Genomic DNA, 13,058 nt, shown 5'->3' with positions numbered 1-13,058 from the left:
AAAAATGCAAAGTCTGCTTGTTGTGTTATTTGCGCCTTTAATCGGAGCGCTTTATGCGGGCTTTTGGGGTGGGCATGCAAAGAGATTGCATGTAGGGGTGATTAACTCAACTTTACTAGGTTTTGCTTGTATAGAGGCTATATGTTTACTGGTAGGGGCTTTGCATGGGCAGCTAGTACAACTAAAGTTGTTAGATTGGATCAATCTAGGCGGTTTACATGTTAATTTTTCCTTTGCACTTGATCCCATTAGTGCAATCATGATCGTAGTGGTAACACTTGTTTCTTTTTTAGTACATGTCTATTCTATAGGCTACATGCAAGAGGATAGGGGATTTAATCGCTATTTTAGTTATCTCTCTGGCTTTGTATTTTCTATGTTAGTGCTGGTACTTAGCGATAATTTTTTAGGTCTCTTTGTAGGCTGGGAGGGTGTGGGGTTATGCTCTTATTTACTCATTGGCTTTTGGTATCAAAGAAAGAGTGCTAACAACGCCTCTATTGAAGCCTTTGTGATGAATCGCATCGCCGATTTAGGCATGCTTATGGGAATTTTGCTTATTTACTGGACTTTTGGCTCGCTACAATACTCTGTTGTCTTTGCTAATATCGCGCATACTGATTCTAATTTGCTCTTTTGGATTGGGGTTTTACTCTTTATTGGGGCGGTGGGCAAAAGCGCACAATTTCCCTTGCACACTTGGCTAGCTAATGCTATGGAGGGGCCTACTCCGGTTTCTGCACTTATCCATGCGGCTACTATGGTTACTGCTGGGGTTTATTTAGTTGTACGCGCCCATCCACTCTACCATGTAATTGCACAAGTAAGTTATGCCATTGCCTGTTTAGGGGCGTTTGTGGCGCTTTTTGGAGCAAGCATGGCACTAGTTAATCAAGACTTAAAGCGCATTGTGGCCTACTCCACCCTCTCCCAACTAGGCTATATGTTTGTAGGGGCGGGGCTTGGGGCTTACTGGGTGGCACTATTTCACCTCTTTACCCACGCCTTTTTTAAAGCGCTTTTATTTTTAGGTGCGGGTAATGTCATGCATGCCATGCATGATGAGCTTAATATCACTAAAATGGGCAAATTATACCAACCCTTAAAAATGACAGCTATTTTAATGGGGCTAGCCTCGCTAGCTTTGTGTGGGATTTATCCCTTTGCTGGCTTTTTTTCTAAAGATAAAATCTTAGAAGTGGCCTTTGCCACCGGCCACCATGGGCTATTTTTGGCTTTATTAATCGGGGCGTTTTTTACCGCCTTTTATAGTTTTAGACTCTTAATGCTTGTCTTTTTTGCCCCTCAAAAACACCAGCTAGATCACCCCCATGAAGCGCCTAATTTCATGTTATTAGCCATGTTACCCTTAGGGATTTTAGCTATCATAGCCGGTCTTTTTGAGCACTCTTTTTTACATTTTGTTTCTAAGGCTATTTCTGTACCCTCCTTTGCAGAATATCCTGTACCAAAAGGATTATTACTTATCCTCACTACTTTAGGCGTACTAGCCTCTATTGTTTATGCTGTTAAAAAATACCAAAAAGGCATTAGCGCTAAAGAGGGCGGGTTTTTCTATCATTTGCTCTTTAACCAGTATTATATCCCCAAGCTTTATGCTAAGATTAGCCAATTTTTCCTCCAGTTTGCCTATATCTTGTGGCGTAAAGTAGAGATACGCGTTTTAGATCCTCTTGTAGATATTGTGGCTAAAATCCCTGTTTTGTTGGGTTCGTCTTTGCGCCCTATGCAGAGTGGAAATTTAAGCAGCGCTTTAAGATGGATGGCATTTGGCGTGCTAGCTATCACATTTTTAATGATGTTAAGTTTCTGGAGTTAATATGGATGCCCTATTGCCACACCATTTTTTAAGTGTTTTGATCTTTTTGCCTATCTTAGCGTCTTTGCCCCTCTTTGGTTTGCAAGATAAACAGGCTAAGATTTATGGCGTAGTGATTTCTTCTTTAGAGTTGCTTTTAGTCTTAGGGTTATGGGTGGTGTTTGATAAACACACGGGCATGATGCAATTTGAAGAATCTGTAGAATTACTCAAACAAATGGGCATTAACTACCATGTAGGCGTAGATGGGATTTCACTTTTTTTAATCTTGCTTACCGCCTTTGTAATCTTTTTACTATCCTTGTATGTTACAGAACATGCTAGAGATATGCTCATCTGCTTTCTTCTCTTAGAGGGGATTTTAATGGGTGTGTTTAGCGCGCTTAACCTCATCTTTTTTTATGTGTTTTGGGAAGCCTCGCTTTTACCCGCACTCTATTTAATCGGGCGTTTTGGAGTCAAGGATAAAATCTATTCTGCGCTTAAATTCTTTCTTTATACTTTTTTTGCCTCTTTAATCATGCTTTTAGGGATTATCTATTATGCCTATAGTTGCCTCACTTTTTTAGGTAATCCTTTCTGGGATTTTGATCTAAACACTTTCTCACAAGTGATACTACCCCAAGCCCTACCCGGTAATGCACCTTTATGGGTCTTTGGCGCGCTTTTCTTAGGCATTGCGGTTAAAATCCCTATCTTTCCCTTCCATAGCTGGCTACCTTATGCCTATGGTAACGCCCCTGTTGTCGGATCAGCCTTGCTTTCTGCTTTGCTTCTTAAAATGGGCACTTATGCAATGGTGCGCTTTTTACTCCCCTTATTCCCCAATGCCGTACTTTATCTCTTATTACCCTTGAGTACTTTATCCTTATTCATGGTGATTTATGCGGGGATTTTAGCCTGTGCCCAAAGAGAGATGAAACGGCTAGTTGCTTATAGTTCTATGTCGCATATGGGCGTAGCGCTTTTAGGGTTATATGCGCTTAATACAGAGGGTGTTGGCGGGGCTATCTTTACGATGTTTTCACACGGCTTAGTTAGCGCCGGGCTTTTTATGCTCATTGGCATGCTTTATGATCGCAGCCATTCTACTAAAATAGTGGCCTTTAAAGGATTAGCCCAAACCATGCCTACTTATGCGTCCTTTTTTATGGTTATTCTCCTAGCCAATGTGGGCATGCCTTTAACTAGCGGTTTTGTAGGCGAATTTTTAAGTTTACTAGGCTTTTTTAAAATTTCCCCTCTTTTTGCGCTTTTAGCTGGAACTACCATTATTTTATCTGCTATTTATATGCTAGTGCTGTATAAAAAGGTCTTTTTTGGTTTGCCAAATAAGCGTGTACTGGCGTTTAAAGATGTGTGCTGGCGTGAGAAAAGCATTATGGCGTGTTTAGTGGCTGTTATTTTATTTTTAGGCATTTATCCTAAACCTCTTTTATCTCCTATTGAGCGAAGCGTACAAGTGTTATTACAAACCCTGCAAGGGCGATTAATTTCCTAAGGATAATAATGAATTCTATCCTCTCTTCTTTATCCCCTGAGTTAGATATACAAGCCCTCTTGCCCATGTTAATTAGCGTAGGCGGGGGTATTTGTCTTTTATTAATTAATGCCTTTATGCGTTTTTCACGCGGGCTAAATGTATCCTTAGTATCTGTATTTTTAGCCTTTAGTCTGGTGGTTATCTACACTTACAAACCCCCTATAGAAAATGTAGGGGTTATTCTTAATGATAATTTTGCCCTCAATGGGCAATTATTATTAGTCTTAGCTAGTTTTTTATTGCTGCTTTTAGTACAAAGCCAAGAGCGCTTTACTGAGTTTCAAACCCCAGAGTTTTACTCTCTTTATCTATTTATGAGTGCCGGTTTTGAACTCATGGTTTCTTCTGATCACTTATTACTTATTCTTTTAGGCCTAGAAACCGCCTCTTTATCTATGTGTGTGCTAATGGCACTAAATTATAAAAATACCGGTATTGAAGCGGCGATTAAATATTTTAGCATGGGGGTTTTGGCTAGCGTATTTTTTACAATGGGCACGGCTTTACTTTATTTTCTCACCGGTAGTTTAGATTTAGCCGGAATTAGCGATGGCCTTAGAAGTACGCTTTTTAATAAAGCCACACCACTAACCCTACCTATTTTCCTTTTAGCACTTGCATGCATGCTAGGAGCTATTGGTTTTAAAGTCTCGCTTGTACCTTTCCACACTTGGATGCCTGATATTTATGAGGGCAATAACCCGGTCTTTGCTGGTTTTATCTCTATTGTGCCTAAAATAGCCGGGTTTGTCGTGATTTTGCGGGTACTGTATGTCTTTGCCTACTCTGCAGTTTTTACTGCTACAGAGGCTAGCGGACATCTTTATACCGCCCTTTATATAACTCTTATTGCCCTTACAATTACAATCCCTAATGCAATGGCACTTTTACAAAAAGATGTTAAGCGCATGATGGCTTATAGCTCTATTTCTCATACTGGTTTTGCGCTTGCCTGCGCTTTTGTTGGATCGTCGGCTCTTTTTGTCTATTGGCTTTTATTTTTATTCACTAACATCGGGGCATTTGCTGTACTTTGGATAGTGAGTAATCAAGATGATGCAAAGGCCCACACCTATAACTACCCCTATGAGCGCTTTAATGGTTTGATTCAAACTAAACCCTTTTTAGCTTTATTAAGCGCGATCTTTTTATGCTCTCTAGCTGGTATCCCTCCCTTTTCTATGTTTTGGGGTAAGGTGCTTATCTTGCAACAAGTTATTAGCCAGCATCAAATCTTTTTGCCTATTGTGATGATATTAAATAGCGCAGTGGGCGCGCTCTATTATTTGCGCCTTTTAGTGGCGATGTTTTTTAAAGAACCGGTTAAATCTAATACGCCTCTTTCAAGCAATGCAAACACCACCCTTTATACCCTTACCACTGCTATGGCTTTTTTATGTGTCTTTTCTATCTTTGTTTTACAAGCGTATATGGGTTCTAATAGAGTTTAGTCTATGCTACGCATTTTAGGGCTTTTAATGCTAGCATGCGCGCTATTGCCCGCACTCAGCCTTACAATCACAAATGGTAAGCAAAAAGGGGAGAATTTTGCAACCCTCACTCTAACCCATGATAAATCCTTCAAATGCAAAGAAGTCAAATACCCTATGCAAGAAATTATCTGCACCATTGCCTCAATCCCTTCAATGGGTTTTATGCCTTTCCAAACAGAGTTTTTTAAAGTCTTTTATGAGATGAAAAATTTTGTCTTTTATTTGCATATCCAGCCCCAATACAAACAAAAACTCTTTGCACTCCCCTATGATTATAAACAAAGTATCCCCATTCAAAGACTATCCTTAGAATCTTCTAAAACATGGCAAATTGTGGGTTTTGTACACACCATTCCCTTTTTAACTACAAAAGACCCTACAGCGGTGTATCCGGAGGGTTTGAATTTTCCTATCCTCATTGAAAATGCCCAAACGCCCTTAATTCCAGAATTAGATGTGGATAACCAGCCTATCATGCATACCAAAGATCAAGGTTTTGCAGAATATCTTAATGTCAAACGCTTAATTGATAATGGCTATTATATGGAGGCTTTAGAATCCATTGTTAATATTTTAAAACTCTATCCAGATACGCTTTTTAGAAAAGACCTCTATTTTTATGAAATCATAGCGCTAAGCCATCTTAAGAAAAAACAAGATTTAGTGATTCAAGTAGCTAGCCAGTGGATCAAACTCTACCCTTCAGACCCCCAAGTCCCCTCTGTTTTGTATGCTTTAGGCGATGCTTATAGCCAAATTAATTACATGCCCCAAGCAATTTCAACTTTTAAACGCATTATGGAGGAATACCCTAAAAGTCGCTACTCCCCTCTCTCACAAATGCGTTTAGCACAACAAGCCGCCAATGAGGGTAACCGTAGCGGGGCTTTAATGGGGTTTGAAAAGGCCTATCAAGAAGCTAAGGATATTGATAGCGCAAGCGAAATTGCTTTTAATTGGAGTTTATTTGATCTAACCGGAAGTGCTAAAAATGCCGCTTTAATTTTGGCTAAAATCATTTATGGTAATCCTGAATACTTTATGAAACACCCGATTAAATCTTATGAACTACTCATTATGCTTAAAGATCGCGCCATTTTTAAACCGGCAATTAAAATTGCCACCCTTCTCTCCCACCAAAGCAATGATTTTAATGTCCAAGAAAAAGCCACCTTTGAATTAGGCTTACTCTATGAGAAAAATAACCAACCCAATGAAGCCCACCTAGCTAACTCAGAATACATAGACAATTACAATAACGCTATCCATATCGCTTTAGTCAAAGCCCGCGATAAAAAGATACTCTTTTTAATGCATGGCAATTATGAGGAAAAATTAGCCCGTTATAACCAAGTGCTTAAAGATTATCCTGCAGGTTCTGATGAACACCAAAAGGCTTTAGAGTATAAGGCAGCTTTGCTTTTAGAACACCGGTATTACAGTCAAGTTTTAGAACTCAAACTCAAACAAAACTCCCCCTATGTACAAGGCGCTTTAATTGAATTAGGCAAAAGAGCGCTTAAAGATGCAGATTGTAAAAGCTTTAATTCTTTCTTAGTACGCGTTACTGGCTTTAATCCCAATGTCTTTAATGCTGATGAACAAATACAAGCCTTTGATTGCCTTTATCAAGCAGCGCTTTATCAAAAGGCGGCTATCTTTTCTCAAAGCGCTCTTAAAGATAAATCCACGGATAAACTAGCTTGGTTATATAGACAGGGGCGCAATCTCTACGCGCTTAATGATTATCAAAATTCTTTACTAGCCGCTAAAGATGCGCTTTCTTTGGCTATGCTCGCTCAAAGCAAAAAGCACTATGATATTGCCTTTACGGTGTTTTTAGATTACATGCAAACAAATAACCCACAAGAGGCATTTAAAGTCTATGCTAATTTAGCAAAATGGTTTAAAGAAGATGTACGCATGATTGAGGTGTATGCTTTGCTTTTGCAAAATGAAGCCAAGAGTACTAATAACCCCACAACTTTAGAACTCTACGCTAAAAATCTCATTGCCTTGCAAGATAAATATCAAAATAACACCTACACCCCCTATGCCCAAAATCAACTCATCAGTGCCTTAATACGGCAAGGCAAACTCAAAGAAGCTTTAAAGCAAAGCGATTTATTATTAAACAAATCTTTAGACCCTAAGGATAGACAACATGTACTTTATAGCAAAGGCACGATTTTAAAACAAAATAACCAATTAGTACAAGCACAAGATACTTTTAAAGCCTGTGTGGCGATCTCTACTAATTCGCCTTGGAAAGACCTCTGTTCTCAGGCACTTAATCTATTAAAACCCTAAGGATTTTTATGCAACTTGATTCTAGCATTTTTAGAGAATATGACATTCGCGGCATTTTTGATTACAACCTCACGCAGGAAGTGGTATACCAATTAGGTTTACATTTAGGCGCTTTAATGGCTAAAGATGGCGACTCTGTAGCTGTAGGCTATGATGCGCGCACCCACTCGCCTACTCTTTTTAAATGGCTTAAAAGCGGGTTAGAAAATTTTATAGAAGTTTATGATTTAGGGCTTATCCCCACCCCTATTGCTTACTTTGCTACCTTTTATCCTATTCAAGATACATGCCTTAAAAATTCTATCATGATCACCGGCTCGCATAACCCACCTAATTACAATGGCTTTAAAATTACGATCAACCAAAAACCCTTTTATGGGCAAGCTATTCAAGAACTCAAAGAGCACATGTATAAACCGCTAGCATTTAAACCACATTCAAGCAAAACGCGCATACTGCCGGCTAAAGAAGCATATCATGCCTATTTAATTAGTGCCTTTACCTCTTTAAAAAACTTTCCCTATAAAATTGCGCTAGATTTTGGTAATGGTGTAGGGGCTTTAGGGCTTATACCTGTATTACAAGCCCTTAATATTTGCTTTGATAGTTTGTATGCTAAGCCCGATGGGACTTTTCCTAACCACCACCCCGATCCAAGCGAGGCTAAAAATTTAGAGGATTTAAAACAGCATATGCAAACACAAAATATCTCTATAGGGTTTGGCTTTGATGGAGATGGCGATCGCATCGCTTTACTCACCCCTAATCACATTTATACCGGCGATGAATTAGCTATTTTATTTGCTAAAGACCTAGTAAAAAAGGGGATTAAACCCATTGTCATTGGCGAGGTGAAATGTTCGCAGGTGATGTATGATACGATCAATGCGCTAGGGCAGGCCATTATGTATAAAACCGGGCATAGCAATTTAAAAGTTAAGTTAAAAGAGACAAACGCCCATTTTGCCGCTGAAATGAGCGGGCATTTATTCTTTAACGATCGTTATTTTGGCTATGATGATGCGCTTTATGCTTGTTTGCGCCTTTTAGAGTTGTTTGTGCGCACCACGCCTACGGAGTTAGAAGAGATCATTAACGCCCTACCTTATTCTTATAAAACCCCTGAGGAAAAAATTAGTATCAAAGAAGAGGAAAAATTTAATATTATTGAAAAACTCAAAAGTGCGCTAAAAACAAAACTAGATCCGGACTTTCCGCCTATTGTACAGATTATAGAAATTGATGGGGTACGGGTGGTCTTTGAACATGGCTTTGCTCTTGTGCGGGCAAGTAACACCACACCTACGCTAGTAACGCGTTTTGAGGGCAAAGATAAAGAATGCGCGCAAAACTATAAGAGGGCTGTATTAAACCTACTAGAAAAACAAAAAGAATAAGGGATTAAAGCCCCCCCAGCAAGGGGGGAATAGCATAACTAGTCTTGGTTGTTGCTGTTATTGCTATTGTTATTGTTGTTGCTGTTATTGCGGTTGCTGTTATTGCTATTGTTGCTGTTGTTCCTGTTATTGTTGCTGTTGTTGCTGTTGCTGCTCATAACAATCTCCTTTCATCAAGATTTGAAAACCCCTAGAGCCAAGCCCTAGGAAGTTTTCGTGGGGCTAGTTTAGCGTAAGTTCTGTTTACTTTAGTAAACATAGAGATAAAACAGGATAAAGCCTCAAAAAATAAACTTTTAAACCCTTATTTTAGCCCAGCGGGTGCACTAAATCAGCCCGTATTAAAAATAATAAAGTTAGCAAAGAATAAGAATAAAAACTATTGACTCAATTTATACGAAAGAGTTTAATTATCTTTTTTAGCGTTTTTGATACCACTTTGCACATGTTAAACTACACGGCTACAGATACCCCTACAAACTTTCGCCAGCGCATCTCTAATATCCGTTTAGATTTTCTACACAAATTGACCAGTGTCTTAGTGTCTCATTTTGATCTTTTTTGTCTTGAGAGCTTAAGAGTGGATAACATGCTTAAAAACCATAAATTAGCTAAGTCTTTAGCAGATGTGAGTATTTCTACGTTTAACACCTTGCTAGAGTATAAGGCTAAGTATTTTAGCAAAGAGATTAAAAGAGCTGATTCTTTTTATCCAAGCTCTAAGGCGTGTTCTGGTTGTGGGCATTTAAAAACAGATCTAAGCTTGAGTGATCGTGTGTATTCTTGCTCTCATTGTGGCTTAGTTCTTGATAGAGATTATAATGCTAGTTTAAATCTAGTGAAACATTTAGTAGGTAAAGCTCTTACCGAATTAGCCTAGCGGACATGACGGCTCTATTAGCTGTTTTAAAAACAAATCAGTTAGTAACTAGCATGGTAGAAACTAAGAATACAATAAAAATCTTATTCCTTAAATCTGTGAACAATGGGGTTGCAGGAGTGGTATAATAATCCTTGTATCGTCTAAAATGGCATGCAAATCCGGCATACATAACTCCATCATGATCTATGGATAAGCAAAATATTTATCCAGATTGCGCGTAAAACTCTGTCCTTTAGGGCGTAAGATGTAAGCACTTGTTAATTTTAGTTGTGCTAAGATCGCCGTATTCGCCGTCAGGAAATGACCTTGTGGGCGTTAAATACAAAGCCTTTCGTGTTAGTGTCCGCTGGGACGCTTCAGTTAGAAAGCCGCTCCCTTCAGGGAGGGGTGTTTCACATCTATACACTAGGGTTATATGAGCTAATTTTTTGTATGAATTAGGAGAGTGCAACGTGGAGGTAGTTTTATGCTTATTTTATTTTGTCTATGTGTTTATAGCACTCACTCCTGCATTGGTGATTTTTACTCTGCATGTCGTTGCGTTCACTTTCTTAAATCTTGCCTATGTCGTGCTGGGATCTATAGTCTGTGCCATGTTGTCTTACGTCTATATATATCTCATTGAAAGGTATATAAAACCCTCTGATAAAATGTCCGCTGTGGAAATGGTAGAAATAGCTGAACCAAAATACATTCCTGTTTATATTGCCTATTTTGTGATTGCAGTCAGTATTGAGGATTGGAAAGTGTTTATGGTGGTGTTTTTACTTATTTATTTTTTAATTCTCAAGGGTAAATTTTCCTACTTTAACCCCTACCTTTTGTTTTTTCGCTACCATTTTTATGAGGTTTCCATTGATCCTAGCAAAATAGAAGGAGGAAGTGATCCACATACATATGCAAAGTTTAAGGTATTTTTAATTTCAAAAAGAGGAATGCTTAAAATAGAAACGCATTTCAAAGAGTTAATTAGACTCAATGATTTTGTTTTTTTAGATAAGAAAAAGGAATAATACCCAATGCCACACTTAATGCTCTATTGTCAGATGCAGGGAAAAATCTATAAGGTTAGCGAACTTCCAGAGGGAGTATGGGACTTTAAGGTGTATGATAATTGCAAAGAAATAAATTATACGCCCAATACGGACGAGAAAAGTCTGGAAAAAGGAGAGGTGTTTTGTATCCAAGCCCCTCCTGAGACTCTCAAAGCTTATAACCTTGTGATACATGGTGATACAACTAGCATCAACACTGCTAGTGAGGATATTTTAATAAAAAACAAAGAGAGCAAAGAGAATACACCTAAAGTGCTGTTTGTTTGTGTAGGAGAGAGGAACAAAATCAAAATATATTTCCAAGCGATCAGACAGGGCTCTATCATTAAGAGAAAATTTATATCTTTTAACGATAAAGTGTATATTGGAAATAGACCGATCATTTTAATCCAAGATCATACTGATGTTTATTGGAGTCAAGAGACGAATAGGTTTTATTTCAAAAAAATTGAGGATTTAGAGCGTGTATTCCCTGATTTCTTTGAACGTAAAGTTCAAGAGGCTAAACAAAAACTTAAAAGCATCAAAGAGAACCTTAGCTACCAATATTTACGTTTAGACTTGAATTTAGATGACATTAAATCTACTATGGCAAAAATAAAACTAATGAGAATAGATTTTTTGCTTCAAAAGGGGTATTTAGAGTTATTCAAAGATGATGCCGATCAAAGTAAACGGGGTGCATATTTAAAATATGCTAAAAAATATAAGCCCCAAATGATTGAAGATGGAAAACTCGTTATTCGCAAAGTATCTGGTTTAGATGCCCTCTACTATGTGATGCAGCAATCTTATTACACCACAGAAATAGGGGAAAAAGAACAACGGATCGCTACAGCTTTTGAAAAAAATAGTCCTAAAGACTAATTTACTTATGTAAAATATCTAAAGGTATAAGACAGTTTAGGTACAGAAAATTAAAAAATAGATTTCTATGTTACCCTGTTTATCCAACTCTCCAACTGCCTCTGGGATAAGCCAAGTCAGCAAAAGCTAAAAATATGAGAAATAAAATAGTTACACAAAGTAAGTAAATATCCTTGCTTTCTTAAAAGATTGCCCTAACATCTTTAAGGAATTTCTCCCGTGTTTTTGCACACTACCTCACAAAGCAGGATAAGATCGCATGCAAGTTTTAAAACATATACACCAGATAGTCAACTTTTTATGCAAAACAATACAATGGTTGTAGCAAATGTCATAAAAGCGCATAGGATCATTCCATGTGTTTATTCCTGTTTGCATTATCACTTTAATAGCCTTTTTCTTTTAGAACTACTTAAAAGTTTAGGTAGTGTGTTTGAAAGCGTGATCAATGAAAAATAGAAAACGCCGCAATAACCCTTTAGGCTTTAGAGATTTTCTAATTTTGCATGAAAATATACGATCGCTGTATTTGCAAGGCAAAGACTTAAATTATATTTGCACTACTTTAGGTATTAAACCTAAAACGATCATTGAAACTAGAGACAAAGCGCTAGAGAGTGGCGATGATTGGGACGCGTTATTGATGTATAACAAACGCAACACTCAAGAAAGTGCCATGAGTGAGGCCTATTTTGTGGCTAAATTAATTGAAGGCTTTGAAGCGCAGTTAATTAGAACTCCTGATCTATCTTTAGAGGATTTAGCCAAATACACTAAGCTTTACTATCTTTTAAAACAACCTAAAAACACAGATGATCTAAGAAATAAAGAGCAATTGTACGCAAATACAATGCGCGTTATTAAGGTGATTGCTGATTTAGCATTAAAGCAACAAAATAAAGCCGTTGTAAGCTTTTTAAGTGAGTCAGCTGATTTAATTGTAAAAAGTGTTTTTAAACGCCCTACAAGCCACGAGACATAAAAAGAATACTAACATACTACCCACCCCTAACAATTGCGCGCTAAATGGGTGCTAAATGGGTGCTAAACGGGTGCTAAACGCCATTAATTAAAAAGCATTCTAATAACTTGATTGATCACTTCTTGCCCGCCTCTATTCTCTGGGGCTAAATAGTCATCTATTTTTTGCAATAATGAATCGCTAGGCTCTCCATTATCCTTAAAAGGCATAAAGCGTCTTTGTGGCATTTTACTAGTGCCGTGTTGGTGGAAGGGGGCATAAGGCACATTAACCCGCGCGGTTATGCTATTGCCCTCAATATCTACACGCACCGCGCTACGCATTAGCCCGCTACGCTCTAAAATAGGCTTATTTCTAGGTTTGTACTTTAAGGTTTTAGCCTTTAGCGGTTTCCATGCCTGATTAGTTACCGGGTCTCTTTGTTGTTCAAAAGCCTGCCTAACTTCGTCCTCAATGATGTTAGCGATCTCTCTTGTGATAGTAGATGTATCAAACATGCTTAAGCCTCCTTTTTTAAAATAGGTTAAAATCATACCAAAGGTTAACCATGCCATTCTTAGAAGCTATCGCCAGTTTACAAGCCAAAAAGCCCCAGCTAATCCCCAATGGGGCTAATTTTAAATTTGAGGAATATTTAAGAGCTTTTAGCATTAGTGGAATAAGTAAAATTGATACTTTAGTTGCCTAT

10 protein-coding genes and 1 pseudogene are annotated in these 13,058 nt (G+C 38.1%); 10 read left to right on the top strand and 1 reads right to left on the bottom strand.

Annotated features, from left to right (window positions below; genetic code table 11):
- Positions 1-4: 4 nt before the first annotated feature.
- From nuoL to G6Q00_RS05980, 10 genes and pseudogenes are all read left to right on the top strand, one after another.
- The gene (gene nuoL, locus G6Q00_RS06025) at positions 5-1,840 is read left to right on the top strand and encodes an NADH-quinone oxidoreductase subunit L (protein WP_163532423.1); all 1,836 of its coding nucleotides are present in this window, start codon (positions 5-7) and stop codon (positions 1,838-1,840) included.
- 1 nt (position 1,841) lies between these two features.
- Positions 1,842-3,341: a complex I subunit 4 family protein gene (locus G6Q00_RS06020; protein WP_163532422.1), complete on the top strand. Its 1,500-nt coding sequence runs from the start codon at positions 1,842-1,844 to the stop codon at positions 3,339-3,341.
- 8 nt (positions 3,342-3,349) lie between these two features.
- A complete protein-coding gene (locus tag G6Q00_RS06015; RefSeq protein WP_430750794.1) occupies positions 3,350-4,834 on the top strand; it encodes an NADH-quinone oxidoreductase subunit N in 1,485 nt (494 codons plus the stop codon).
- Positions 4,835-4,837: 3 nt separating this feature from the next.
- Positions 4,838-7,186, top strand: a complete 2,349-nt coding sequence (locus G6Q00_RS06010) for a tetratricopeptide repeat protein (RefSeq protein WP_163532421.1) — start codon at positions 4,838-4,840, stop codon at positions 7,184-7,186.
- Between the two features lie 8 nt (positions 7,187-7,194).
- A complete protein-coding gene (locus G6Q00_RS06005; protein ID WP_163532420.1) occupies positions 7,195-8,583 on the top strand; it encodes a phosphomannomutase/phosphoglucomutase in 1,389 nt (462 codons plus the stop codon).
- A 44-nt stretch (positions 8,584-8,627) separates the two neighbouring features.
- Entirely contained in the window at positions 8,628-8,777 is a 150-nt protein-coding gene (locus tag G6Q00_RS06000; protein WP_163499588.1) for a hypothetical protein, read from the top strand.
- Between the two features lie 299 nt (positions 8,778-9,076).
- A pseudogene (locus G6Q00_RS05995) lies at positions 9,077-9,591 on the top strand (RNA-guided endonuclease TnpB family protein); the annotation flags it as partial.
- A 327-nt stretch (positions 9,592-9,918) separates the two neighbouring features.
- Positions 9,919-10,479: a hypothetical protein gene (locus G6Q00_RS05990; RefSeq protein WP_163532419.1), complete on the top strand. Its 561-nt coding sequence runs from the start codon at positions 9,919-9,921 to the stop codon at positions 10,477-10,479.
- Positions 10,480-10,485: 6 nt separating this feature from the next.
- Positions 10,486-11,388, top strand: coding sequence for a hypothetical protein (locus G6Q00_RS05985; RefSeq protein ID WP_163532418.1), 903 nt, complete (start codon positions 10,486-10,488; stop codon positions 11,386-11,388).
- Positions 11,389-11,836: 448 nt separating this feature from the next.
- Positions 11,837-12,370 (top strand): DUF1804 domain-containing protein, encoded by a 534-nt coding sequence (locus G6Q00_RS05980; protein ID WP_163532417.1) that lies wholly within the window; start codon positions 11,837-11,839, stop codon positions 12,368-12,370.
- Between the two features lie 83 nt (positions 12,371-12,453).
- On the opposite strand, the gene G6Q00_RS05975 is transcribed toward G6Q00_RS05980, so the two are convergent.
- Positions 12,454-12,867, bottom strand: a complete 414-nt coding sequence (locus tag G6Q00_RS05975; protein WP_163532416.1) for a phage virion morphogenesis protein — start codon at positions 12,865-12,867, stop codon at positions 12,454-12,456.
- Positions 12,868-13,058 lie beyond the last annotated feature (191 nt).

Source organism: Helicobacter suis (assembly GCF_902196125.1).
GTDB classification, from domain to species: Bacteria; Campylobacterota; Campylobacteria; order Campylobacterales; family Helicobacteraceae; genus Helicobacter; species Helicobacter suis_B.
This window is presented reverse-complemented; position numbering and strand designations above follow the sequence as displayed.